Origin of the sequence: Actinosynnema sp. NPDC020468 (assembly GCF_040642015.1) — a bacterium.
Lineage (GTDB): Bacteria > Actinomycetota > Actinomycetes > Mycobacteriales > Pseudonocardiaceae > Actinosynnema.
This window is the reverse complement of sequence record NZ_JBFAEO010000026.1, coordinates 51,381-75,430: the sequence shown is the minus strand read 5'-3', so window position 1 is coordinate 75,430 and position 24,050 is coordinate 51,381. Positions and strand designations below refer to the sequence as shown.

The window sequence follows — 24,050 nt, the reverse complement described above, 5'->3', positions numbered from 1 at the left end:
CCGGTCGCGCGGGTAGCCTCGGGTGGCAGCCCCGGAGGTGTGGAGGTCGTCGGTGGAGCGCTGGTGGACGTCGGCCGTGGTGTACCAGGTGTACCCGCGCAGCTTCGCCGACTCGGACGGTGACGGTATCGGCGACCTGAACGGCATCACCGCGCGCCTGGACCACCTGGAGCGGTTGGGTGTGGACGTGCTGTGGCTGTCGCCGGTGTACGCCTCGCCCCAGGCGGACAACGGGTACGACATCTCGGACTACCAGGCGGTCGACCCGGTGTTCGGCACGCTGGAGGACTTCGACCGGTTGCTGGCCGAGGTGCACCGGCGGGGCATGCGGCTGGTGATGGACCTGGTGGTGAACCACACCTCGGACGAGCACCCGTGGTTCGTGGCGTCGCGGTCGTCGGCGGAGGACCCGAAGCGGGACTGGTACTGGTGGCGGCCCGCGCGGCCGGGTTTCGCGGCGGGGGAGCCGGGCGCGGAGCCGACGAACTGGGAGTCGTTCTTCACCGGGTCCGCCTGGACGCTGGACGAGCGCACGGGCGAGTACTACCTGCACCTGTTCGACCGCCGGCAGCCGGACCTGAACTGGGAGAACCCGCAGGTGCGGCACGCGGTGCACGCGATGATGCGGTGGTGGCTCGACCGGGGTGTGGACGGCTTCCGGATGGACGTGATCAACCTGATCGCGAAGGACACCGACCTGCCGGACGGCCCGGTGACGCGGGGCGGGCTGGGCGACGGCTACCCGCACTACGGGACCCGGCCGCGGGTGCACGAGTTCCTGCGCGAGATGTACGAGGCGGTGTTCGCGGGTCGGGAGGACCGGCTGCTGACCGTGGGCGAGATGCCGGGCGTGACGTGCGAGCAGGCCGCGGCGTTCACCGATCCGGCGCGGCGGGAGCTCGACATGGTGTTCCAGTTCGAGCACATGTCGCTGGACCACGGTCCGGGCGGCAAGTTCGACCCGCGACCGGTGGACCTGCGGGCGTTGAAGGCGTCACTGGCCCGGTGGCAGGCGGGGTTGGCCGACGTGGGGTGGAACAGCCTGTACTGGGACAACCACGACCAACCCCGGGTGGTGTCGCGGTTCGGCGACGACGGGCGGTGGTGGCGGGAGTCGGCGACGGCGTTGGCGACCGTGCTGCACCTGCACCGCGGCACGCCGTACGTGTACCAGGGCGAGGAACTGGGCATGACGAACGCGCCGTTCGCGGACGTGTCGGCGCTGCGGGACGTCGAGTCGCTCAACCACTACGAGCGCGAGGTCGCGGCCGGGCGCGCGCCGGAGGACGTGCTGGCCGGGTTGCGGGCGATGGGGCGGGACAACGCGCGCACGCCGGTGCAGTGGGACGCCGGGCCGCAGGCGGGGTTCACCGCGGGTGAGCCGTGGTTGCCGGTGAACCCCAACCACGCGTGGTTGAACGCGGCGGCGCAGTACGACGACCCGGCGTCGGTGTTCCACCACTACCGGGCGCTGATCGCGTTGCGGCACGAACTCCCGGTGGTCCGGCTGGGCGACTTCCGGCTGCTGGTGGCCGACCACCCGCACGTGTGGGCGTTCGAGCGGAGCCTCGACGGCGTTCGACTGCTGGTGGTGGCGAACCTGAGCGGTGTGCCGCGGGAGGTGCCGCTCGACGGGGCGTGGGAGGCGCGGCACGCGCGGTTGGGCAACGTCGACGGCCCGGTGATCGGGGACGGGCGCGTGGCGCTGTCGCCGTGGGCCGCGCACGTGCTGGTGCGCTAGCCGATCTCATCGGCCCGGAACCGCACCAGGTCGCGGACCACGTCGGCCGGGAGCGGGTGCCCGGCGGTGAACCGGATCGTGCCCTTGGTCAGGCTGAACCCGTCGAGCCGGTCGCGCACGAGGTCGATCGCGGCCGGGCTGAACGGGTACACCGCCAGGTGGGCCGACGCCGCGCGGAAACCGAGCAGCGGGCTGCCCCGGTACCGCAGCGCGGGCATGCCGTAGCTCTCGCCCCGCTCGGCGTCCGGCACGACCTCGAGGGCGAGGTCCCTGACCCGGCGGAACGCCTCGCCCTCGGCCGCCGGCAGCCCCGCGAAGTAACCATCCATTGTGGACATACCCGCCACGGTACGCGCCCGCCCGAGCCGCCGGCCCGGGGCACGCCGCCGGCCTAGTAGGGTTTTCCCGGTACTACTAAGGGGGTTGTGTGCAGGATCAAGCAGTTGGACAGTGGCTCGAAGAGCTGGCCTCGGAAGCGTCCACACCCGGAGGCGGCGCCGCAGCCGCCATGCACGCCTCGATCGGCGCGGCCCTGGTGTCCATGGTGTGCAACCTGACGCTGGGCCGGCCCAAGTTCGCCGTCCACGAAGCCATGTTCTCGTCCGTGCTGGACCGCGCCGACAAGCTGCGCGTGCAGGCGCTCGCGCTGGCGGGCGAGGACGCCGACGCGTTCGGCGCGGTGGTCGCGGCCTACGGGCTGCCCAAGGAGACCGACGACGACCGCCGGGTGCGCACCGGGTTCATCCAGCAGGCGCTCGTCGGCGCGGCCGAGGTGCCGCTGCGGGTGGCCGCGCTGGCGGCCGAGGTGGTCGACCTGTGCGCGGCGGTCCTCGACGGCGCGAACCCCAACGTGCTGTCGGACGTCGCGGTGGCCGCGTCCTCGGCGAAGGCCGCCCTGGAGGCGGCCGTGGTGAACGTCGAGGTCAACCTGGCGACGCTGGCCGATCCCGGCCGCCGGGCCGACCTCGCGGCGCAGTTGGCGGCGCACCTGGTCGCGGTGCCGCGCGCGGACGCCGTGGTGGCCGCGGTGCGCGCCAGGATCGCCCGGTGACCGCGGTCGACGGTCGCGCGATCGCCGCGTCGATCACCTCCGGGGTGACCGCGGCGTTGGCCGCGCTGGACTTCACCCCGACGCTGGCCGTGCTGGTGCCGACCCGGGACGAGGCGACGGCCTGGTACGTGCGGTCGATCGAGCGCGCCGCGCGCAAGGTGGGCATCGCCTGCCGGGTGGTGCAGCTGGACGACCCGACCCCGGCCGAGGTGGCGGCCAGGCTCGACGCGCTGTCCGCCGACCCGTCGGTGCACGGTGTCATCTGCCAGACACCGCTGCCCGCCGGCGTGACGCTGGACGAGGTCGGCGCGCACATCGACCCGCGCAAGGACGTGGACGGCGCGAACCCGGCGAGCCTCGGTCGGCTCGCGGCCGGGTTGCCGACCTACCCGCCCGCGACGGCCGCCGCGGTGCTGGAGGTGCTGCGGCACGAGCGGGTGCCGTTGGAGGGCGCGCACGCGGTCGTCGTCGGCCGCTCGACGGTGGTCGGGAAGCCCGCGGCGTTGTTGCTGCTGGAGGAGAACGCCACGGTCACGGTGTGCCACTCGCGCACCGCGGACCTGGCGGCGGTGACGTCGTCGGCGGACGTGCTGGTGGTCGCGGTGGGCCGGCCCGGTTTCGTCGGCGCGGAGCACGTGAAGCCGGGCGCGTTCGTGGTGGACGTCGGCACGAACCCGACGCCGGACGGCTCGTTGGTGGGCGACGTCGACCACGCCGCGGTCGCGCCGGTCGCGGGCAGGCTGACACCGGTGCCGGGCGGCGTCGGGCCGGTGACGACGGCGATGTTGTTGCGGCACACCGCGAACGCCGCGCAGGTGATCGCCGCGGACGGCTGAGCGCGGGCAAAACCGGGTGCGCCGGGGCGCGGTCGCGGGTGAGGATGCGCCGGTGTACTCCGTCGCCGAACTCCGCCGCGCCGTCGCCGCCGGCGCCAAGGTCCGCTACCTGCACTTCTGGGGGCACCGCCCGGAACGGGACGGCGCCGTCGGGCGCGGGTGCCTGAGCCAGTGGTGGCCCTCGCCGTTCACCGTCGACGGCGTGGAGTTCGCGACCGCCGAGCACTACATGATGTGGCGCAAGGCCTTGCTCTTCGAGGACCGGGCCACCGCCGACGCGGTGCTCGCCGCGCCGCACCCGCACGCGGCCAAGGAGTGGGGCCGGTCGGTGCGCGGGTTCGAGGAGCCGGCCTGGGTGGCCGCGCGGTTCGACGTGGTGGTCGCGGGCAACCGGGCGAAGTTCGCCGCGCACCCGGATCTGCGGGAGTTCCTGCTGGGCACCGGGTCGCGGGTGCTGGTCGAGGCGAGTCCGCTCGACCGGGTGTGGGGCATCGGCCTGGCCGCCGACGACCCCCGTGCCGACGATCCCGCGCAGTGGGCCGGGTTGAACCTCCTGGGGTTCGCCCTGGCCGCCGTGCGTGACACCCTGTGATGATCACTGCTCCATTCGAGTTACGAGGTACTCGGCCGGAACCGTGAGGTTCACGATGGCGTCATCCTGGTGGCGCACAGGGTCGATGCCGAGGGGGAGTTGTTCCGTGGCCGGGTTCGAGATCGTCGGTGACACGCTCGACGCGCACGGCAGGCAGTTGGCCGACCTCGGCACCCGGTTGCAGGGCGCCGTCGACGCGGCCCGCACGGTGAGCATGCCGACCGACGCGTACGGGATCATCTGCCAGCCGTTCCGGATGATGCTCGACCCGGTCGAGCAGTGGGGTCTCGACGCGTTGCAGGGCGCGGTGGAGGCGATGGAGGCCGCGGGCCAGGCGGTGAAGACCACCGTCGCGCAGTACCGCGAGATGGAGGAGTCCATTCGCGACAGCTTCCGGGCCGGTGGGTGATGGCGGGCGAGAACCCCCTCGTCGCCGCGTCGCCCGCCGAGTCGGGCTCGTTCTTCACCGCCGGCACCGGCGACAACGGCTGGGCCACCGGCTTCTCCCTCGCCGAGTCGGCGATGGACACGTTCAACGGCATCAAGGACGGCGACTGGATCACCGCCGGGTTGGGCGTGGTCGGACTGGCCGCGGACGCGGCGGCGATGGCGGTCGACCCGTTCGGCACGCTGATGTCGTCGGTGGCGTCGTTCCTGATGGAACACATGCAGCCGTTGAAGGAGATGCTGGACTGGCTGGCCGGCAACCCGCCGGTGATCGAGTCCTACTCCACGACGTGGGGCAACGTCGCGACCGAGCTGGGCAAGATCTCCGAGGACTACGGCAACGCGGTCAAGTCCGGGACCCAGGGGTGGACGGGACCGGCGGCCGAGCTGTACCTGAAGAACTCGCGGGTGCACGGCGACGCGCTGGCGGGCGCGGCGTCGGCGGCGGGCACCGTCGGCACGGTCGTCGGCCTGATGGGCATGGTCGTGGCGTTCGTCCGCGAACTGGTCCGCGACCTGATCGCCGACCTGGTCGGCAAGCTCATCGCGTGGGTGCTGGAAACGGTGTTCTCGCTGGGTTTCGGCACGCCGGTGGTGGTGGCGCAGGCGATCACCGCGATCTCCAAGTGGGCCGCGAAGATCGCGAAGGTGATCCAGGACCTGCTGGACACCATCAAGCGCGTCTCGCCGATGCTCAAGCGGCTGGTCGAGATCTTCGAGAAGATCATGAAGGTGGTGGGCAAGCTCGCGGGCAAGGCCACCGGCCTGGACGTGCTGGACCCCAAGAACATCAAGCGCGGCGGTTTCCTCCAGACGGGCAACCACTCCGTCGACACGCCGTCGGGCGGCACGCACCCGAGTTCGTCCAGCCGACCCGACCCCGACGCGCCCGACGCCCCGGGCACGACCCGCACCAGCCGCACCGACGCCCCGGAGGGCGAAACCCGGGGCGGTCCGGGCACGTCGACCACCACACCGTCCTCCGTGCCCGGCCCGGGAACGCACCCGAACGGCCCGCAGCCGGGCAGCACGCCGTCGGGAGGCACGCAGCCGGGAAGCCCGCGTCCCGGAAGCACCCACCCCGGAAGCCCGCAACCCGGAAGTCCGCAGCCCGGTCGTCCGCAGCCCGGCACCGCGCCGAGCCACGCCATCCCCGGCCCCGGCACCTCGGGAACGGGCACACCCGGCCACAACACCCCACTCGGCGAAACCCGAGGCGGCCCCGGCGGGAACAGCCCGCCCACCCACGCCACTCCCGGTCCGGGTACTGCCGGCAGCGCACCGACGCACGCCACTCCAGGCCCCGGCACCGCCGGCGGAAATGCGCCCAGCCACACGACGCCCGGCCCCGGTACTTCCGGCGGAAATGCGCCCAGCCACGCCACCCCCGGCCCCGGTACGTCCGGTGGGAGTACGCCGAGCCACGCGACGCCGGGTCCCGGCACCTCGAACCCGACCACCCCGTCGGGCAACCCGGCGTCCGCGCCGACCCCGCGCCACGACCAGACCCACGCCTCGACCTCGGCCCCGCCCGACACCGCGCCGCGCACCACCGCGCCCCCGCCGCCGTCCGCCCCCACGCCGCACCACCAACCAGGGCAGGGACAAGCGCCCTCCGTGCCGACCCACGCCCCCGGAGGCGGTGGCGCGCCCGGCGGTTCCCCGACACCCTCCTCGGCCCGCCCGGGCTCCGGCGCGGGCTGGACCGGCACCCCCGGCCACCGCGGCGACCTCGGCTCCGGCACCCCGCCACCGCGCACCCCGGCCCAGAACGTCCCCGGCCAGAACCACCCCGGCCAGAACCACCCCGGCCAGAACCACCCCGGCCAGAACCACCCCGGTCCCGCGTCGCGTCCCGGACCCACCGCGCCGCAACACCCGGCCGCCGGTCGCCCGAACCCGGGCTCCACCGCGCCGAGCCACGCCGGGCCGAACCACCCGAACCCGCCGGGCCACACCCCGCCCGGAACCCCCGGCCCGCACCGCGCCCCGTCCGGCCAACCCGCACCCGGCGGGCACCCCGGGCCGGGCAGGCACGTCGCGCCCGCGCAGGGGAATCCGACCGCGGGCCCACCGCGCGGTCCGCAGGCGGGCGGTCCGCCCGGTGCCCGCGGTCCGCACGGTCCCGCCGAGTCACCCCGGCCCGACGCACCCGCGCCCCGGCACGCGCACGACGACCCGCCCGGCCACCCGGACCGACCCGGCGACCCGGGGCACACCCCGGAGCACGACCGGCCGGGCATCGACGAGGCGCACGCGCGGCACGGTGAGGTCACGCCGGCCGGCGTCTCGCACCACCGCGGCGACTCGGACATGGGCGACCTGCCCTCCCGCGTGCCGCACGACCCGCGCTACTTCACCGCCGACGTGCACATCACCCCGGACGGCCGCGCCCACATCGGCGGTCATTCCTACAGCCCCGAGGAGTACGGGGACCTGTTGCGCCGCAACGGGTGGGACGGTCGGACGCCCATCCGGCTGATCGGCTGCGACGCGGGCGCCAACGACTTCGCGAACCGGCTGTCCCGGCACACCGGCGCGGACGTGCTGGCGCCGACCAGGCCGGCGTGGACGGACAGCCGCGGTCGGGTGTACACCAGCGACGCGGAGATCGGTCCCGACGGCAACCGGCGGCCGCGGATCCCGCCCAACGGCGAGTGGGAGACCCACCGCCCCGACGGCACCCGCGCGCGGACCGGTGACGACGGCTTCGTGCCCGGCACGCGCGAGCACGACAAGCACGACCTCGACCCGGCCGACGCGCGCGACCGCGCCCGGGCGCTGCCGCCGGTGCACGACTCGCCGGACCGCAACCCGTCGCCGCAGCACCGCGCCGAGTGGGACCCGCCGACCCACCACGACGGCCGACCGCTGCCCGAGGTGCCGCTCGACGTCGACCCGACGACCCGGATCTCCGACTTCGACGGCCGGGAACCGTTGCGGCCCAACGCACGCCACGTCGTCACCGACACGGACGGCCGTCCGCGCGGCGTGTTCTACACCGACGGCGACCGCAACATCACCCACGTCGAGGCGAACGTGTCGAACACCGGGTTCGGCACGAACCCGGCGCGGCCGGCGGTCAACCCCGACATCGCCCGACCGCTGCCCGGCGTCACCTACCACGTCGACCGCGGCGTCGGTCACCCCTCGGTGTACGTCGGACGCACGCCGCACCAACCGCTGCCCTCCGGTCCGACGCCGGACGCCACGCCGCCCGCGCCGCACCACCCCGACCAGCCCGCGCCGCAGCACCCGCCGCAGCGGTTCCCGGAGTTCGACCAGGGCGCGACGCCGCCCGCGGTCGACTGGAACCCGCCGGGGGACAACGGGATCTACCACACCGCCGACCCGGTCACCGGGTACGACGCGCGCGGCGCGGCCGGCCCGTTCTCGCTGTCCGGACCGCGCGAACCGCACACCCGGTACGACGTGTACGACCCGGACGGGAACTGGCACGGCACGTTCTACACCGACGCGAACGGCGACTTCTCGCACGTGCACACGTGGTCGGGCAACCGGGAGCACGGGTTCAACCCGGAACTCGGCACGTCCGGCACCGCGAACCGCGGCCTCGACGTGCCGCGGCCCAACACGACCTACGCGGTCGGGCCGCGCCACCTGGAGCAGCACGGGCTGGACCCGCGCGAGCCGCGCCAGCTGTTCCGCACCGACGAGCACGGCCTGACCGAGGCCGCGAGCGGTCGGCCGCACTACCCGCCGCCGGGCACCACCGCGCCGGAGCACTTCGGCAGCAGGCGCGGGTTCGACTCGGACGGTCCGCTCCAGACCGAGGTCGGGCACATCGCGGGCGGCGGCCGGGACCGGGCGGGCGGGCACGTGCCGGGCGAGTACCAGTTCGACCCGGCGCGCCACCAGCCGGACGACCGCCGGCTGTTCCGGTTCGCGGGCGGCCACCTGGTGCCGTTCGAGGGCGGCGGTCCGGGCGAGCGGATCAACCACGTGCCACAGTGGGCCTACGAGAACAGCGGCTGGCAGATCCCCGGCGGCAACACGGCCGACACGTGGCGGCGCATGGAGCACGACCTGGCCGACATGGGCGCCCGGCCCGGGGTGTCGGTCGACCGGATCGACATCTGGAGCGAGCGGCACACCCCCGACGTGCGGACGCCGGACGTGCTGCACGCGGACTGGTCGATGTCGGTGACGCACCCGGTGGTCATCTCCATCACGGAGCAGAGGAGCTTCCAGAATGTCCCGCCCCCGTCCCGGAACCCCCTCTTCGGCGGACCACCCCGACCCGCACCGTGAGCTGCTGGAGGGCGTGGCCCGCGAGCTGTCCGACGCGGCGCCCGCCGGGTGGTTCCGGATCGACCTGACGTTCCTGGCGACCGCGCCGGTGTCGCACGCCTCGCTGGCGGTGCTGATGCCGGGCGGCGACATGGTGCCGGTGCGGATCCCGACCCCGGTCGGCCACGCGCTGCGGGCGTTGCGGGACCTGATGTACCGGCCGGGCGCCGGCACGTGGTTCTCGTTGCGCTTCACCGTGGACCCGCCGTTGTCCTACCGGGTGATGTTCAACTTCGACCACGACCCGAACTGGTCGCCGGGCATCGAGGCGGACGCCTGGCGGGCCGACCTGGCCACCTACCCGCGCGACCCCGAGCACGTGCCGGACTGGCTGCGCGCCCGGCTCGCCGAACCGACTCCGGGATACTGACACCATGACGACCCCGCTCGACCCGGAAGCACAGGCCGCCCTGCTGGGCGAGATCACCGACCGGCTGGCGTTCGTCCTGCCCGCCGGCTGGAACCGCCTCCAGGTCGACTACGCCGCCGTCGGCGACCGGATCTCGTGCGTCGGCCTGCTGTTCACCGAACGCGGCGAGGTCGCCGACTGGCCTCCGCCCGCCGAGATCGCCGACAGGTTCACCGCCCTGCGCGCCGGCATGGCCGCGCCGGGTTTCGGCGCGTGGTTGCAGGCCACCTACTGGATCGACTACCCGGACTACTACTCGATCGACTACGACCGCAGCGCCCGCCCCCCGTTCTACGAACCCGCGACCGCCGAGGACGTCGCCCGGGAACTGGAGCTGTTCCCGCGCGACCCCGAGCACGTGCCGCAGTGGATGCGTGAGTGAGCCGGGCGGCGACGCGGCGTTGTCCGCGTTGCCGCGCGAACTGGACGACCCGGAGTGGCCGCGGCACCACGACCGGCCCGCGCTCGCGACCGCCTTCGACGCCGTGGTGACCAGGCTCGACCGCGACTTCGCCACCCGCCGCGCCGCCGAGCGGGACACCCAGGACTCCGGCGAGTACGGCGGGTCGTCGGAGGAACTCCTGCGCGAGGACTACGACGGGCCGAGTCGGTTGCGCGCGAGCGCCCGCCCCCGCTGGTGGGACCGCTACTTCGGCTACTGCTGAGCCGGCCGGGGGCTCAGTCCTCCCAGCGCCACACCGACGGCGGCCGGCCGCCCTTGGCCTGGGCGGCGGCGTGCTGGGTGGTGCGGTGCAGGCCCGGCACCCGTTCCATGGTGCGGCCGAGGTTGGCCGGGTACGGGCGGTCGCCGGTGAGGGCCTCGGTGACGTCCAGGGCTTGCGCGGTGGTGAACTCGCGGCCCAGCAGGCCCGAGGTGAACGCCGCGTCGCGCCACAGCCGGTCCTGGATCAGGGGCCGGCAGTCGGACACGATGCGGTTGTGGTCGAACGCGAGCGGCGGCACGGCGTCCAGCGGCACCCACACGGGGCCGTCCGCCGGCGCCGCCGGGTCGACCGTCGCCCACAGCGCCACCGACAGCGTCGGCCCGCGCGGGTCGCGGGACGGCTCGTCGAACGTCACCAGCTGGCCGGTCGAGGCCACCTCCGGCAGGCCGAGTTTCCCGGTCGCCGCGCGCAAAGCCGCGTCCCGCAACCGTTCCCCGCGACCCAGCAGCACACCGGGCAGCGCCAGCGCGCCCGCGAACGGCTCCAGCTCCCGGGGCGCGATGCCGAGCACGACCGCGCGCGCCGCGGCGTCGAACCGCAGCGCCAGCACGTCAACGGACACCAACGTCGACTCGATCCGCACGCGCCGATTGTCGCCTACCCGGCGCGGCCCGCGGCGACCGGCACCCGGACGTCGTAGTGGATCCGGTCCGGTCCGGACCCGGTGACCCGCACCGGCACACCGAGTTCCCGCTCCAACCACCCGATCGGATCCGCCCACTGCTCCACCACGGGGACCACGCGACCCAGCAGCGTCGTCAGGTCGCCGGGCGGCAGGTCGGGCAGCACGGGCCCGGTGTCGTAGGTGGTCGCGACGCGCAGGTCGGTGCGGTCGAGGTGGGTCACGGCCAGCGCGTCGACACCACCGCACGCGGCCACCGCGTACCGCAGCAGCACCGCGTCCAGGTGCCCGGCCCGCCAGTCGCCCTGGTATTCCCCGTGACCGTTGTGCGGCTCGGCGAACCGTTGCCGCACAACGGGGTCCTCGGTCGGGAACGGCCCGGCGCCGTGCCGGGTCTGGTAGGTGCGGGTCACCCCGAGCACCCGCAGCGGCGCGCCGAGCAGCGACCGCGCGCCGTCCGGCGTCACCGTCGACCACGTGGTGTGCGGGTGGAAGCCGCGCCACTGGTCGAGCAGAACCCCTTGCGCCCCTTCGAAGACCAGCGGCCCCCGGGCGGCGAGGCGGGCCACCTCGCCGCCGTCCACCAGCCGCGCCGCGTCGGCGAACGCCAGGTACAGCTCCACCATCTCGGCCACGGCCGGGAACGCGTCGCCCACCAGCGGACCGTAGAACGCGGCCAGCGCGTCGAGCTTGCGCCGCAACCGGACCGGGTCCGCGCAGTCGCCGACCCGGGGCGCCCACCCGGCCTCGCCCGACACCTCCTGGCCTTCGAAGACGCTGCCCGGCGTGGCTTTCGCGGGCGCCAGCAGCGAGTACCAGACCGTCTCCCCGATCCCCTTGCCGCACGAGCCGTGCCGGTCGCGGCCCCGCGCGTCCTCCCGCGCGCGGTTGGCCGCCACGTGCACCGGCGTGGTGAGCAGCGCGTCCCGGTCCACCGACAGCAGCGACAGCGGGTCCGGCACGCCGAGCGCGGCCAGGTCCCGCGACTCGGTCGCCAGCGCGATCGGCTCCACCAGCACGTGCCGGGACAGCAGGGTCGGCACGCCGGCGAGCGTGCCCGACCCGAACTGGCTGAACGTGTGGTGCCGGTCGCCGACCACCACGTTGTGCGCGGCCTGCGCGCCGCCGTTGAACCGGACGACCGAGGTCACCCCGCCGTCGCGGCACAGCGCGTCGACCACCGCTCCCTTGCCCTCGTCGCCGAAACCCAGTCCGACGACGGCGACGTGCTCCCCGGTCACGGCCCTCAGTCCAGCGTCACGTCGTCGGGACCGTCCAGCGCGGGCGGCACCGGGGTGGTCGCGATCGCGCCACCGCCCACGCCGACCAGCGCCTTGCCGACCGAGTGGCTCTCCGCGACCGAGCCGATCTCGGCCAGGTCGACCATCGCCTGGTCCAGGTCCACCACGCGCTCCTCCAGGCCGATCGTGGCGGCGATCAGCTCGCACACCGCGCCCGGGTCGTCCAGCCGCAGGAAGTTCTGGCCCAGGATCGCCTGCCAGTGCTCGCCGATCTCCGGGTCGTTGTAGTACGACGACTGGTTGGGCAGCACGTAGTAGACGTGCCACTTGCGCGCCAGCTCCCGGTACACCGACGCGGGGTCGACGTCCTGGGGCACCTTGTCGCCGATCACCCGGCGGATGTGCCCGGCCTCCAGGCGCGGCTTGTTCAGCTCGTCGCCGATCAGGAACAGGTAGCCCTTGCGGCCGCGCTCGCGCCACGCGTCGGTTTCCACGTGGCGGGCCATGAAGTACGCGGCCAGCTCGTAGGACTCGCTCTTCTGCCCGCCGCCACCGCCCTCCAGGAACACCGCGCGCAGCTGCTCGTCCATCCGGTTGTCCGACTCGAACTGGCCCACCTGCAACGGGACCCGGTCCGAGTCCGCGTCGCCGATGCCGCCGAACAGGATCTGCGGGTCGGTCACGTAACCCTTGCGCTGCAACAGCCCGTGCAGCTTGCCGAGCTTCTGCTGCATGATCCGCGGCACCCGGCCCATCGAGCCGGTGACGTCGAAGAGCACCGCGATCGGCGTCGAGTCCGCGTGGTCGGGCGAGTCCCGGCACTCCCGCGCGGTCACGCCGAACGGGTCGAGCGCGGGGTCGGCCTTCCACTCGTCGCGCGACTTCGCCTTGGTGGCGCTGGTGTAGCCGAAGTCGTCCAGGCCCTTGGCGGCGCGGAAGGTCTTCGCCGCCGCGTAGGTGTCGTCGTCCCACTTGCCGTAACCCATGGTCATTCTCCGTTCCGTGGCACGGCGAAGGGACGGAATTCCCGGTCGCCGTAGAGGTCGTGGAGCAGTGCGTCGTACTCGTCGAGCAGGTCGACGGCGTCCGGCCGCCGGTCCGGGTCGCGCTGCCGGCACCCGAGCGCGAACCGCCGTTGGCGCTTCTCGTTCTGCGCCAACATATCCAGCATCACGCCGTGTGCCATGTGGACGTCCAGCGCGGCGGTGACCGGCTGCCGGTCGAGGACCTCCGGCGGGTAGGCGTCGCGGAACGCCGCGCTGGTGGCGAGCAGCCGCTGGTCCCGTTCGACCGCGAACGACCAGCCCACCAGGACGATGCCGTGCTGCCGCGGGTGCACCAGCACGTTCTCCGGCACGATCGCGCCGTGCACCAGCCCGACCCGGTGCGCGCCCGCGACCGCCCGCAGCAGCCGGCGGTGCATCCACGCGTAGTCCCGGCCGTCGAGACCGTCCGGGTAGGCACGGCGCACGTCGGCCAGCGTCACGAAACCGTCGGCCAGCGCCTCGAACACGGTGAACTCGCGGTCGGCCGGGCCGGACGTGTCGACCACGCGCGGGTAGTACGGGCGCAGCCAGCGGTTCCGGTCGGTGAACGCGGTCAGGGCGGCCAGTGCCCGTTGCTCGGCGTGCAGCAGCGGGTTGGCGGCCGGTTTGCGGACGATCTTGACCGCGTGGCCGGCGGAGGTCAGGTAGACGTTCGCGACGCTGCCGACCGCGTGCGGCGCGTCGACCCGGTAGCGGCCCTTCGCGGTGCGCAGTTCGACACCGCCGCGCCGCCACTGGTCGAACAGCCGGGTGAGCGCGGACGTCGCGTCGGCGGCCTCGTCGTCGTGCGCGCCGACGTGGTCCGGGTGCAGCGCGGTGGCCAGGCCGCGGAACAGCCGCCGTGCCTCCCGCTGCCGCTCCGGGTCGTCGGTGCGCGGCCCGAACAGCGCGGTGGCCGTGCGGGCGCTTCCGATCCGGCTGAGCGCGTCGTCCCTCGTGAGCATGGTTTGAGTCTAGCTAACTCAAACTGGTTTCGGCAACCGGTGGTGACTGGTTTGTTGCCCTGGGCGGGTGATGCGCGTAACCCGGTCGTGGCGGCACGGTGGCCGTGGGTCGCATGCAGACTGGGCGGATGGGTGACGATGCGACTGATCGGGCGTGGGCGGCACTCGGCGGGACGAACGCGACCGTGTCCTACGTGGGCGCCGGTGACGTGCTGCCGGCGACCCTCCCGGTCCGCGAACTGGCCCGCGCGACGGTCGGCGTGTGCTCGCTCGCGGCCGCGCGGTTGCTGGCGGCGCGCAACGGCGGGCCGGTGCCCGAGGTCGTGGTGCGCGAGGACCGGGTGGCGACCGCGTTCGTGAGCGAGCGCCACCTTCGCGTGGCGGGCCGCGCGCCGACGGTGTTCGCGCCGCTGTCGGGTTTCTGGCGCGCCGCGGACGGCTGGGTGCGGACCCACGCGAACTACCCGCACCACCGCGACCGGCTGCTGGGCGCGCTCGGCGTGCCGGAGTCGCGGGACGCGGTGGCGGCGGCGATCGGGGAGCGGTCGGCGGTGGACGTGCAGGAGGCGGTGTACGCGGCAGGCGGGTTGGCGGTGGCCGTCACGCCGGACACGCCCCGCCTTCCGCTGGTGGAGCGCTCGACCTCGGCGGTCGGTCGACCCGCGCTCGGGCCCGGCGCGCTGCCCGCGTCCGGGGTGCGGGTGCTGGACCTGACCCGGGTGATCGCCGGTCCGGTCGCCACCCGGACCCTGGCCCTGCTGGGCGCCGACGTGCTGCGGGTGGATTCCCCGGCGCTGCCGGAGTTCCCGGACGCGCACGCCGACACCGGTGGCGGCAAGCGGTCGACGTTGCTCGACCTGCGGGCCGACGGCGCGGTGTTCTCGGAGTTGCTGGCCTCCGCCGACGTCCTGATCACCGGGTACCGGCCGGGCGCGCTGCCGGTGGGCGAGGGGGTGGCGGAGCGGTTCCCGGGGTTGGTGGTGGCCGAGTTGAACGCGTGGGGGTGGACGGGGCCGTGGGCCGGGCGGCGGGGGTTCGACAGCCTCGTGCAGGCGGCGAACGGCATCGCGCTGCGCGAGGGTTCGCCGGCGGCGCCGGGTGTGTTGCCGGCTCAGGCGTTGGACCACGGGACGGGGTACCTGTTGGCGGCGGCGGTGTTGCGGGCGTTGGGCGAGCGGGAGGGGGGTGGTGCGCACCTGCGGTTGTCGTTGGCGGGCACGGCATCCTGGCTCGTCCACGACCTGACCGCGACGTCGCCCGGTGCGGGGGAGTACGACGTGGAGAGGTGCGTGACGACCACCGGCGTGCTGCGGCACGCCCTGTCGCCGGTGCACTACGCCGGCGCGCCGGAGCACTGGACCCGCCCGCCGGGTGCCTGGGGCGCGGACACCCCGACCTGGCTCTAGGTCATTCCCGCGCCCCGACCTTTCGGTCGCCGCAGGAGGCCCCGGGATTCGGTTCCGCGGGCCTGCGGCCGAGTGAGCTCCCGCGGTTCGGCTCTGCCGGCTTGCCCAGAGGGAGTTGCTGAGGTCAGCTTCGACAGTTCTTGGCCGGCGGGGGAGCGAGCTCCCGCGGGTTGGCTCCGCGGGCTTGCGGCAGAGGGAGTTCCTGAGGTCGGCTCCGACAGTTCGCAGCCGGCGGCGGAGTGAGCTCGTGCGGTTCGGCTCCGACAGTTCGCGGCCGGTGGCGGAGTGAGCTCGTGCGGTTCGGTGCTGCCGGCTGCCGGCTTGCGCGAAGGGAGCGCCTGCGGTCGGCTTCGGCGGCTCGTGGCCGGTGGTGGAGGGGCCCGGTGGGGCGGTCACCGGGTCTTCCCTGGCCTTCTCTCGTGCCGGCGCGAACCTGGTGCGCGCGGTCGGCTCAGAACGCCCCGGGCGAGCGGTTCTGCCCGGGCATGGGTCCGGTTCTCTTGGACCTGGGCGTGCGGTCCGCCGCCGTCGTCGTCGGCGCGGGCTGGGACGGGACGTCCGGGATCGTGTCCGTGGACGGAAGCACCAGCCAGCCTTCCGCTGACGGACTTCGGCGATCGGATTGTTCAACAATCGAGTGTGAGGATTGTTGAACAATTCTCTGGCACGGCACTCGCATGGGGTCACTCCAATCGCGGACTGCCGCAACACGGGGTCGTGGTCTGGACCTTTGATCGAACTATTCGGCTAGCTTGGCCGCTCGCGCCGCCCCGCGCAGCCTCCGGTGGTCGTGGTTCAACTGGTGGAACTCCGGGGCCCGCCCAACAACACGGCCATCGCCCGCCCAGCACCGACGAACACCTCGACCGCGCTCCCCGAACCACTCCCACGACGCACACCACTCGCCGACACCGCGCCACCCGCGGGCCCCACGTGGTCCGCCGGTCTGACGCCGCCCGCGTCCCTCGGACCACCGCCGGGTGCTCCCGCCGGAGCCGCGTCGGTCGGCCGTGCACCGTCGCCAGGGCGAGGCTCCGGGCGGAGCGCCGGCGCGGCCGGGTGGGGGAGCGCGGCCAGGTGGGGTTCCAGGGTCCACGCGCCGCGGTAGCCCTCGGCCCGCAGCAGGGCCACGCAGTCGGCCACGCGGGCGTCGCCCTCGCCCGGCGGCACGAAGCCCTCGGGGGTGGCGTCCTTCACGTGCACGTGGGCGACGTGGTCCACGACCTGGGCGAGGAGCGCGTAGCCGTCGTACCCGTGCGCCACGCCGTTGCCGGTGTCGAACAGCAGTTTCAGGGCCGGGCTCGCCACCTCGCCCAGCAGGTCCAGGGTCCGCCGGGGGTCGCCGCCCACCCAGCCCGCGCAGTTCTCGTGCAGCAGCACCAACCCCGCCGCGCCCGCCAACTCCGCCAGCACCGCCACCCGCGCGACGGCGCGTTCCCGCCACTGCCGCTCGGGCAACCCGTCGTTCGGGTACGACATGATCCGCACGTACCGCGTCCCCAGCACCGCGCACCGCCGGGACAGCACCTCGAGCTCCGCGAGGTCGTCGGCGAACGGCCCCGTCACGGGCCTGCACCAGCCGCCGATGCGGGACGCCACGCCGACAGTGCGGACGCCGCGGACGGCGAGCGCGTCGGCGACGGCGGCGAACGCGCGGTCGGTCAGCGCCGCGATCGGCACGTGGTCGACGGTGCGCAGTTCGATCGCCGACCACCCCAGCTCGTCCAGCACGGCCAGCTGGGTCGCCAGGTCGGGCGCGGCCTCGTCGGTGAGGCCGGCCAGTTCACCAGGCATGCGCGGCGACCGCGGCCTCCCGGCGCGCGGCCGGCACGACCGGCTCCGCGCAGATGTTCTTCGCGACCGACAGCAGCTGCACCACGTCCGTGGCGAACTGGAAACCGCGCGCATGCTGGTCCGCCGTCGCGTGGAAGCGGCCGTAGGCCTGGACCATCCACTCGGTCAGCGAGTCGTCCCGCAGCACGCTGTGCTCCCGGTGCCCGTTGCGGGTCACGGTCAGCTGCGAGTGGTCGTCGTCGTCGCTCACCGCGAAGTGGCCCACCGCGGTGCCCTTCTCGAACTCCATCGTGATCCGCCGCTCGCGCACCGGCGAGGTCAGGTCGGACGCGATCTCGGTGCGGACGCCCGAGTTGTGCCGCAACCCGACCCGCGCGCCACCCATCCGGGGGATCACCACGTCGCCGACGGACAGGTCGAACCCGGCCGCGTGCGTCACCCTCGCGCTGCCCGCCAGCCGCAACGCCAACCCGACGCCGTGCGGCAGCTCCACGTCGAACGCGGTGGGGTGACTCGGCGTGGTCAGCGATCGCCTGAACCGGGGCTTGTTCTGCACGATCGTGATGGTTTTGGGCTCGCCCAGGACGCCCGAGCGGACCAGGTTCGCCAGGGCCGCGGTGAGCGAGCTGGTCAGCCACGGCTCGACGACCGCGACCCGCAGGTTGTGCTTGCGGCGCAACCGGATGATCCGGGCGAGCTCGTCGGTGTCGGCGGCCAGCGGCTTCTCGACCACGATGTTGCGGAAGCCCAGCGCCGCCAGCTCCGAGATCACCTCGGTGCGGACCGTCGGCGGCGTGCACACGTGCGCCACGGTGTCCGCGGGCGAGAGCTGGGCGGCCGCCTCGGCGAGGCTGGTGGTCGTCACCAGGCCCGGCCGCCGGGTGGCGTTGTGCCGCGGTTCGCACGCCACCACGGGTTCGGTGGAGAACAGCTGGCGGGCGGTGGCCCGCGCCCGTGCGAGCACCGGAATGTGCAGGCCCGCCCCGGCTCGGCCGAGTCCCACGACAAGAGTCCGCACCATTGAGCCCTGTCTGTTTGTTGTGCCGGCAAGTTCCTAATAGTGATCGAATTGATCGCTTTGGACGTTGTCCCAGTCGGCCACTCGTTGTCAACACGGGCCGCGCGAGTTGACCAGGAAGAGTGAACTCGGGTTCGACCTCCCGGCACAAAGATCGTTTGTCATAGGCTTCGACACGGTTCTCGACCAGCGGAGGTGAGCATGCCGACGGTGCCTTTCTTCGCGCAATCGGGAACATTTTCCCAGTTGTGGCCTATTACCCGGCAGCACGTCGCCGACGTGCTGGACCAGGGGAAGTTCGCGGACGGCCGCAAAGTTCTGGAGCTGGAAAAAGCGTTGACCGCGTACACCGGCGCCAAATTCGTGGTCGGCGTGAACAGCGGTGTGGACGCCTTGGTGCTGCTGCTCAAAGCCGCAGGATTGCGGTCTGGCGACGAGGTGGTCGTGCCCGCATTCTCGCCACCCGAGTCGGCGGCGGCGGTGGTGCTCGCGGGCGGTCGCCCGGTATTCGCCGACATCGAGCCCGAGGGCTACGGCATCAAAGCCGCCTCGGTCGAGGCGGTCGCGGGCGAGCGGACGCGGTTCGTGCTGCCGGTGCACCTGTTCTGCCGCCCGGCCGACCTCGGTGGCGTGGCGGAGGTGGCCGCGCGGCTGGGGTTGACCGTCGTGGAGGACGCCGGGTGGGCCCTGGGGATGCGCTGGGGCGGCCGGCACGCGGGTCTGCTCGGCGCGGGCGGCGCGCTGTCGTTCGCACCCGGCCGCACGCTCGGCGCGCTCGGCGACGCGGGCGCGGTGATCACCAACAACCCGGCGGTGGCCGAGGTGGTGGGCGCGCTGCGGCACCAGCGGTCGGGCTACCCGGTCGTCGGCGCGCCGAGCCGGATGTCGGACGTGCAGGCGGCGGTGCTGCTGGCGGGCATCGGCCGGCTCGACTCGGACATCCGCAGGCGTGCCGCGCTCGCCAGGCAGTACCACCGGCGGCTGGCCGACGTGCCGGGCGTGCGGGTGGTGGCCGACCCGCCGCGCAAGGGCGGGCTGCGCGGCGTGTTCGCCCGGTACGTGGTGGAGGTGGCCGACCGCGACGGGCTGGTGGCTGGCCTCGCGGACGCGGGCGTCGTGGCCCGGGTGTGCGTGCCGGTGCCCGCCCACCTGCGACCCGCCCACGCCCACCCGCTGCACGGCCCCGGCGCGTTCCCCAACGCCGAGCGCGCCTCCCGCCGGGTGGTGGCGCTGCCGCTGTACCCGGACCTGACCGCGGCGCAGGTGGACCGGGTGTGCGACGTGGTGGCGGGGTGGGCGGCGTGAAGATCCCCTACCTGCCCCTCGACCTGTTCGGCGAGTCGCGCACGGCCCTGCTGGACGCGGTGCGCCGGGTCGGGATGTCACCCGAACTCGTGCCGGGACCGCGCACGGCGGCGTTCGAGGAGGCGTTGCGCGCGGACGTCGGCGCGGTGGACGTGATCGCCTGCGGCGGCGGCTTCCCGCCGGTGTTGCGGGCGCTCGGGGTCCGGGCGGGCGACGAGGTCGTGGTGCCCGCGTTCGGCGGCGCGGCGCTGGCGTCGGCGTGCGTGCACCTCGACGCGGTGCCGGTGTTCGCCGACGTGGACCCGTGGACGCTCGTGGTGGACCCGGTCGAGGTGGACAAGGCGGTCACCGGGCGGACCAGGGTGATCGCGGCGGCGCACGTGTTCGCGGTGATGGCGGACATGCCCGCGCTGCGCCGGATCGCGGCGGACTACGAGGTGCGGCTGCTGGAGGACGCGTCGTCGGCGCACGGCGGCGTGCTCGGCGGCCGGCCCGCGGGCACCTGGGGTGACGTCGGGATGTTCTCGTTCGCGTGGTCGGAGGTGTGCGGCATGCCGGGCGAGGGCGGCGCGGTCGTCACGTCGGATCCCGGGCTCGGCCGGGCGGTGCGGGCGCTGTTCGCGCCGGGCGGTCCGTGCGCCGGGTCGCGGTTCGACGAGGTGATGGCGGCGTTCCAGCTGCACCGGATGCCGCTGTGGCCGCGGCTGCGGGACCGGCGGGCGCGGATCGCCGAGTACTACACCGGGCGGTTCTCCGGGTTGACCGGCGTGCGGCCCGCGCCGTCCGCGGGCGGGTTCCACGCGGTGTACGCGGTGTTCGCCGAACGCCGGGACGCGTTGCGCGAGCACCTCGCGACCCGCGGCATCGGCACCCACGTGCACCACCCCGTGCCGCTGCCCCGGCACCCGGCGTTCGTCGCGCTCGCCACACCCGGTCGCGACTGGCCGGCCGCCGAGCGGGCCACCGCGCACCACTTGGCGCTGCCCCTGCACCACCGGCTCACCGACGCGCAGGCCGAGCAGGTCGCGGACGAGGTCTGCCGCTTCGCGGGTCGGACCTGAGCGGGCGGTGTCGCCCGGGGTGGCGGGCGGTGAGTGGGTCGACCGGAGGCGGAGGTGCGCGTGGCGGGGTGCGGCAGGATCCACCGGGGCGGTGTCGGCGCCAGTGCGGAGCAGCACCGGTTCCTGGCGGCGGCGTACGACCCGATCACGTTCGCCCGGCTGGCGCGCACCGGTGTCCGGCGGGGGTGGCGGTGCCTGGAGGTCGGCGCCGGCGGCGGGAGCGTGGCGCACTGGCTGGCCGCGCGGGTCGCGCCGCCGGGGACGGTGCTGGCGACCGACCTCGAGCCGCGGTTCGTGCCGCCCGCGCGCGGGTTGACCGTGACCCGGCACGACCTGGCCCGGGACCCGTTGGCGGAACGCGAGTTCGACCTGGTGCACGCGCGGTTGGTGCTGCGGCAGCTGCCGAACCGGGAGGACGTGCTGCGGAGGTTGGTGCGGGCGTTGAAGCCCGGGGGGTGGCTCCAGGTGGACGAGTTCGACAACGACTACGCGCCCGTGCTGCTGGCGCCGGACCGGAACTCCGCCGCGCTGTACGAGGAGTACCTCGCGGCGCGGGACCGGATGTTCTCGGCGGCCGGCGTCGACCACACGTGGGGGCGCAAGGTGGCCCGTGCGATGACCGCCGCCGGGTTGGTCGACGTGGACCCGATGCCCGTCGTGCAGCCGTGGACGTCCGGGTCGCCCGCGGTGCGGCTGCTCCGGCTGCACACGGTGGAGTTGCGCGACCCGCTCGTCGCGGAGGGCATGAACGACGACAAGCTGGCCGCGGTGCGCGCGGTGCTGGACGACGACCGGTTCCGGGCGTCCTCGTCGGTGTTCTACTCGGTGCTGGGTCGGCGGCCGACGTGACCGACCTGCACACCCTGTTCCGCTCGCACGCCCGGGAACGCCCGCTGCACCCGGCGGTGGTGGACGACCGGGGCGCGCTCGACTACGCGCGGCTGGAGGTCGAGGTGCGCGGGTTGGCGGGCGTGCTGACCGCGCGCGGGGTGGCGCCCGGTGACGTCGTCGGCATCCGGCTGCCCAACGGTCGGGACGCGGTGATCGCGGAACTGGCGGTGGCGGCGGTCGGCGCGGCGGCACTGGCCTTCGAGGGCGGACGCCCGTGCGGGCTGGCGGCGGTGCTCGGCGACGAGTGCGCGCCCGGCGTGATCACCCCGTCGGCCCGCTGCCGGGCCTGGACCCCGGTGGCGGTGGACCCGGTCACGACCGCGCGGATCGTGGTCGGGACGGCGCCGGTCGGCTACTCGCACCTGGCCATCGGCGGTCGGGCGGAACACCGCTCGCCGACCGCGCGCCACCTGGTCCTGGAACCCCTGGCCACGTCGTTCGGGGCCGCGATCACCCTGTGCCGCTTCGGCGGCACGCTGATCCTCACCGCCCACCGCGACACCGCGTCGGTGACGCGGCTGGTCGCCGAACACCGGCCGACGCACGTGTTCGGCCGGCCGCTGCCCCGCGACGACTGGTGACGGCGGTCGGTCGCCACGGGTGCTCGCGACGGACACGGGTCCCGTACGGCTCGGCCGGTGTCTTGGGCGGGTGGTGACGGCGGGCCGGTCGGTCGGGGGCGCCTGGCTCGGCGGATGCCTTGTGGCGGTGGGGAATGAGGCCGTTCGAGCGGGTGCGGCCCGCCCGGCTCGGTCGGTGCCCTGGGAGGCGGGTGCAGCCGGCCGCGGCGGCGTGAGGCCATCCGGCTCGACCGATGCCGGGGGCGATGGGCTCGGTCGAGCGGATGAGGTCGGTCCGGTGTTCGGTCGGAAGGTGCCCCGAGGCGGTCGGTTCCGGCCGCGCACCACGGCGTTTGCCGGTGCCCGGGTCAGGAGGTGTGGCCCAGTTCGACCACGGTGCGGGCGGCGGACTCCAGGGCGAAGGTCATCGAGCCCCCGTTCGGCTCGAAGCCCGCGTGCTCGCCCGCGAAGTGCAGGCGACCCTCCGGGCGGCGGATCACCGGCATCAGGCGCTCGTGGCCCACCTCCGGCAGGATGTACGCGCCCTCGATGCCGCGCTCCTGGTCCCACACCACCGACGTGCCCAGTTCGAAGTGCTCGCGCGCGCCCGGCAGCACCTGCTCGACCTGGTCCAGCGCGAAGTGCAGTCGCTGCTCGTCGGTCATGGCCGCCGCCATGCGCGCCCGCCAGCCGGTCAGCAGGCACTCCAGCACCTTGCGCGGACCGGGGCCGTGCGGGGTCGCGTCGCGCAGCCAGCGGACCGGGAGGTCGGTCGAGAAGCTGACCGCGCGTCCCGCCCAGAACTGGCGCCGCACCTGGAGGTACACCCGCACGATCGAGGAGTACGACAGCCGGCGCATCACCTCGACCTTGTCCGCCGGCAGCCGCGCCTCGCCGAGGTCGATGTGCCGGATCGCGCTGAACGGCACCGTGACCACCACGTGGTCCGCGGTCATCGTGCGCGGCCGGCCGTGCTCCAGGAACGTCACCTCGGCCGACTCGTCGTCCTGCCGGATCCGCACCACCGGCTTGCGGTAGTGGATCCGGTCGCGCAGGCGGTCGGCGAACGCGTGCGGCAGGCGGTCCGTGCCGCCCGCGATCTTGGACCACCGGGGGTCGGCGTGCGACAGCGAGTGCGGGCTCGCCTCGTGCCGCAGCCACGCCAGCGCGGACGCCGAGCGCAGGTCGCCGCCGCGCATCTCCAGGAACATCGGCTCCATCAGGTCGATCGCCGCCGGTGACGCGCCGCGCTCGCGCAGCACGTCGTACACCGAGCGCTCGTCGTAGGGCCGGAGCCGGTCGGTCGCGCGCCACTGCGGGGCGCCCAGGTCGGGTTGCAGGTCGTCGGCGAGCGACGACACGTACCGCTTGATCATCCCCGGCACGTCGAGGTGGGTCTCCTCCTCGGTCAGCGCCAACCCGGACGCCGCCATCGACGCCTGGTCGGGACCGAAGTGCCGACCGCCCATGAAGTAGCCGAACGTGGTGTCGAGCAGGTCCGCGGTGTCCAGCCCGACGCCGAACTCCCGGGCGTAGTGCAGCACGTAGTGGCAGTGCGGTGTCACGGTCATCGCGCCCGCCTCGACGTGGATGCCGTCCGCGAACGGGTGTCGCAACGTGTACGCCCGCCCGCCGGGTCGGTCCAGCGCCTCCAGCACGGTGACCTTCGAGCCGCGCCGGGACAGCTCGTAGGCGGTCGCCAACCCCGCCAGTCCCGCGCCGACGACGACCACCCGGCCCGGCGGGCGCAACCCCGGCAGCCCGTCCTCCAACTCGCGGCGCACCTGCGCCTGGGTCGGCTCACGCATCACGCTCTCCCTCCGTACGGCGGTGTCAGCGCCCCTCGGCGCGGCGGCGGGCCATCGACTCGCCGCCGACGAACCAGTGCTCCGGCTCGGCCTCGGTCACCACCACCTTCACCGCCTCCGCCGGCACGCCCAGCGCGCGCACGGTGGCGGCGGTCAGCTCCGCGCCCAGGTCGGCGATCTGCTCCCGGCTGCGTCCGCGCAGCACGGTCACGTGGATCTGCGGCACTCGATTCCCCTTTCCG

23 protein-coding genes are annotated in these 24,050 nt (G+C 74.2%); 14 read left to right on the top strand and 9 right to left on the bottom strand.

Annotation, left to right across the window (positions count from 1 at the left end):
- Positions 1-52: 52 nt before the first annotated feature.
- Complete coding sequence (locus AB0G50_RS20005; protein ID WP_360110490.1) at positions 53-1,741, top strand: alpha-glucosidase; 1,689 nt, start codon at positions 53-55, stop codon at positions 1,739-1,741.
- Here AB0G50_RS20005 and AB0G50_RS20000 read toward each other — a convergent pair.
- A complete protein-coding gene (locus AB0G50_RS20000; RefSeq protein WP_360110487.1) occupies positions 1,738-2,079 on the bottom strand; it encodes a DUF1801 domain-containing protein in 342 nt (113 codons plus the stop codon). The genes AB0G50_RS20005 and AB0G50_RS20000 overlap by 4 nt on opposite strands.
- Before the next feature lie 89 nt (positions 2,080-2,168).
- Between AB0G50_RS20000 and AB0G50_RS19995 the strand changes: the two genes are divergently transcribed.
- The 8 genes from AB0G50_RS19995 (at position 2,169) to AB0G50_RS19960 (ending at position 10,052) form a co-directional block, all read left to right on the top strand.
- Complete coding sequence (locus AB0G50_RS19995) at positions 2,169-2,792, top strand: cyclodeaminase/cyclohydrolase family protein (RefSeq protein ID WP_360110484.1); 624 nt, start codon at positions 2,169-2,171, stop codon at positions 2,790-2,792.
- Between the two features lie 20 nt (positions 2,793-2,812).
- Positions 2,813-3,628: a bifunctional 5,10-methylenetetrahydrofolate dehydrogenase/5,10-methenyltetrahydrofolate cyclohydrolase gene (locus tag AB0G50_RS19990; protein WP_360110577.1), complete on the top strand. Its 816-nt coding sequence runs from the start codon at positions 2,813-2,815 to the stop codon at positions 3,626-3,628.
- Between the two features lie 52 nt (positions 3,629-3,680).
- Positions 3,681-4,220 carry an NADAR family protein gene (locus AB0G50_RS19985; RefSeq protein WP_360110481.1) on the top strand — a complete coding sequence of 180 codons (540 nt, stop codon included), beginning with the start codon at positions 3,681-3,683 and terminating at the stop codon, positions 4,218-4,220.
- Positions 4,221-4,326: 106 nt separating this feature from the next.
- A complete protein-coding gene (locus tag AB0G50_RS19980; RefSeq protein WP_360110478.1) occupies positions 4,327-4,629 on the top strand; it encodes a type VII secretion target in 303 nt (100 codons plus the stop codon).
- Positions 4,629-8,939 carry a hypothetical protein gene (locus AB0G50_RS19975; protein WP_360110475.1) on the top strand — a complete coding sequence of 1,437 codons (4,311 nt, stop codon included), beginning with the start codon at positions 4,629-4,631 and terminating at the stop codon, positions 8,937-8,939. Before AB0G50_RS19980 ends, AB0G50_RS19975 begins: the two co-directional genes overlap by 1 nt.
- Positions 8,881-9,348, top strand: coding sequence for a hypothetical protein (locus AB0G50_RS19970; RefSeq protein ID WP_360110472.1), 468 nt, complete (start codon positions 8,881-8,883; stop codon positions 9,346-9,348). Before AB0G50_RS19975 ends, AB0G50_RS19970 begins: the two co-directional genes overlap by 59 nt.
- 4 nt (positions 9,349-9,352) lie before the next feature.
- On the top strand, positions 9,353-9,769 hold the full coding sequence (locus AB0G50_RS19965; protein WP_360110469.1) for a hypothetical protein: 417 nt from the start codon (positions 9,353-9,355) through the stop codon (positions 9,767-9,769).
- A complete protein-coding gene (locus tag AB0G50_RS19960) occupies positions 9,762-10,052 on the top strand; it encodes a hypothetical protein (protein WP_360110466.1) in 291 nt (96 codons plus the stop codon). Before AB0G50_RS19965 ends, AB0G50_RS19960 begins: the two co-directional genes overlap by 8 nt.
- 13 nt (positions 10,053-10,065) lie before the next feature.
- On the opposite strand, the gene AB0G50_RS19955 is transcribed toward AB0G50_RS19960, so the two are convergent.
- The 4 genes from AB0G50_RS19955 to AB0G50_RS19940 are packed head-to-tail and all read right to left on the bottom strand — an operon-like array spanning position 10,066 to position 13,965.
- Positions 10,066-10,695 (bottom strand): NUDIX hydrolase, encoded by a 630-nt coding sequence (locus AB0G50_RS19955; protein ID WP_360110463.1) that lies wholly within the window; start codon positions 10,693-10,695, stop codon positions 10,066-10,068.
- Between the two features lie 14 nt (positions 10,696-10,709).
- Positions 10,710-11,975, bottom strand: a complete 1,266-nt coding sequence (locus tag AB0G50_RS19950; RefSeq protein ID WP_360110460.1) for an adenylosuccinate synthetase — start codon at positions 11,973-11,975, stop codon at positions 10,710-10,712.
- Between the two features lie 5 nt (positions 11,976-11,980).
- The gene (locus tag AB0G50_RS19945) at positions 11,981-12,961 is read right to left on the bottom strand and encodes a hypothetical protein (RefSeq protein WP_360110457.1); all 981 of its coding nucleotides are present in this window, start codon (positions 12,959-12,961) and stop codon (positions 11,981-11,983) included.
- Positions 12,962-12,963: 2 nt separating this feature from the next.
- Positions 12,964-13,965, bottom strand: coding sequence for an adenylate cyclase (locus AB0G50_RS19940; RefSeq protein ID WP_360110454.1), 1,002 nt, complete (start codon positions 13,963-13,965; stop codon positions 12,964-12,966).
- Positions 13,966-14,093: 128 nt separating this feature from the next.
- Between AB0G50_RS19940 and AB0G50_RS19935 the strand changes: the two genes are divergently transcribed.
- Positions 14,094-15,371: a CoA transferase gene (locus tag AB0G50_RS19935; RefSeq protein ID WP_360110451.1), complete on the top strand. Its 1,278-nt coding sequence runs from the start codon at positions 14,094-14,096 to the stop codon at positions 15,369-15,371.
- A gap of 795 nt (positions 15,372-16,166) precedes the next feature.
- On the opposite strand, the gene AB0G50_RS19930 is transcribed toward AB0G50_RS19935, so the two are convergent.
- Both AB0G50_RS19930 and AB0G50_RS19925 read right to left on the bottom strand, forming a co-directional pair.
- A complete protein-coding gene (locus AB0G50_RS19930) occupies positions 16,167-17,165 on the bottom strand; it encodes a TIM barrel protein (RefSeq protein ID WP_360110448.1) in 999 nt (332 codons plus the stop codon).
- Entirely contained in the window at positions 17,155-18,168 is a 1,014-nt protein-coding gene (locus tag AB0G50_RS19925; RefSeq protein ID WP_360110445.1) for a Gfo/Idh/MocA family oxidoreductase, read from the bottom strand. The genes AB0G50_RS19930 and AB0G50_RS19925 overlap by 11 nt, the downstream gene beginning before the upstream one ends.
- A 216-nt stretch (positions 18,169-18,384) precedes the next feature.
- Here AB0G50_RS19925 and AB0G50_RS19920 point away from each other — a divergent pair, with 216 nt between their 5' ends.
- From AB0G50_RS19920 to AB0G50_RS19905, 4 genes are read left to right on the top strand one after another with little or no spacing between them, the layout of a single operon-like run.
- Positions 18,385-19,488, top strand: coding sequence for a DegT/DnrJ/EryC1/StrS family aminotransferase (locus AB0G50_RS19920; RefSeq protein ID WP_360110443.1), 1,104 nt, complete (start codon positions 18,385-18,387; stop codon positions 19,486-19,488).
- A complete protein-coding gene (locus AB0G50_RS19915) occupies positions 19,485-20,549 on the top strand; it encodes a DegT/DnrJ/EryC1/StrS family aminotransferase (protein WP_360110440.1) in 1,065 nt (354 codons plus the stop codon). The genes AB0G50_RS19920 and AB0G50_RS19915 overlap by 4 nt, the downstream gene beginning before the upstream one ends.
- Before the next feature lie 33 nt (positions 20,550-20,582).
- Entirely contained in the window at positions 20,583-21,398 is an 816-nt protein-coding gene (locus AB0G50_RS19910; protein ID WP_360110437.1) for a methyltransferase, read from the top strand.
- The gene (locus AB0G50_RS19905) at positions 21,395-22,021 is read left to right on the top strand and encodes an AMP-binding protein (RefSeq protein WP_360110434.1); all 627 of its coding nucleotides are present in this window, start codon (positions 21,395-21,397) and stop codon (positions 22,019-22,021) included. Before AB0G50_RS19910 ends, AB0G50_RS19905 begins: the two co-directional genes overlap by 4 nt.
- A 347-nt stretch (positions 22,022-22,368) precedes the next feature.
- Here the strand turns inward: AB0G50_RS19905 and AB0G50_RS19900 are convergent, their stop codons facing one another.
- On the bottom strand, positions 22,369-23,808 hold the full coding sequence (locus tag AB0G50_RS19900; RefSeq protein WP_360110431.1) for an NAD(P)/FAD-dependent oxidoreductase: 1,440 nt from the start codon (positions 23,806-23,808) through the stop codon (positions 22,369-22,371).
- Between the two features lie 25 nt (positions 23,809-23,833).
- The gene (locus AB0G50_RS19895; protein ID WP_360110428.1) at positions 23,834-24,034 is read right to left on the bottom strand and encodes a 4-oxalocrotonate tautomerase family protein; all 201 of its coding nucleotides are present in this window, start codon (positions 24,032-24,034) and stop codon (positions 23,834-23,836) included.
- Between the last annotated feature and the right edge of the window lie 16 nt (positions 24,035-24,050).

Bases quoted from the DNA above. Each gene is read 5' to 3' on its own strand.
- AB0G50_RS19970 (WP_360110472.1), top strand. From the start codon at position 8,881: ATGTCCCGCCCCCGTCCCGGAACCCCCTCTTCGGCGGACCACCCCGAC.
- AB0G50_RS19975 (WP_360110475.1), top strand. From the start codon at position 4,629: ATGGCGGGCGAGAACCCCCTCGTCGCCGCGTCGCCCGCCGAGTCGGGC.
- AB0G50_RS19940 (WP_360110454.1), bottom strand. From the start codon at position 13,965: ATGCTCACGAGGGACGACGCGCTCAGCCGGATCGGAAGCGCCCGCACG.
- AB0G50_RS19945 (WP_360110457.1), bottom strand. From the start codon at position 12,961: ATGGGTTACGGCAAGTGGGACGACGACACCTACGCGGCGGCGAAGACC.
- AB0G50_RS19935 (WP_360110451.1), top strand. From the start codon at position 14,094: ATGGGTGACGATGCGACTGATCGGGCGTGGGCGGCACTCGGCGGGACG.
- AB0G50_RS19920 (WP_360110443.1), top strand. From the start codon at position 18,385: ATGCCGACGGTGCCTTTCTTCGCGCAATCGGGAACATTTTCCCAGTTG.
- AB0G50_RS19965 (WP_360110469.1), top strand. From the start codon at position 9,353: ATGACGACCCCGCTCGACCCGGAAGCACAGGCCGCCCTGCTGGGCGAG.
- AB0G50_RS20000 (WP_360110487.1), bottom strand. From the start codon at position 2,079: ATGTCCACAATGGATGGTTACTTCGCGGGGCTGCCGGCGGCCGAGGGC.
- AB0G50_RS19900 (WP_360110431.1), bottom strand. From the start codon at position 23,808: ATGCGTGAGCCGACCCAGGCGCAGGTGCGCCGCGAGTTGGAGGACGGG.
- AB0G50_RS19930 (WP_360110448.1), bottom strand. From the start codon at position 17,165: ATGCCTGGTGAACTGGCCGGCCTCACCGACGAGGCCGCGCCCGACCTG.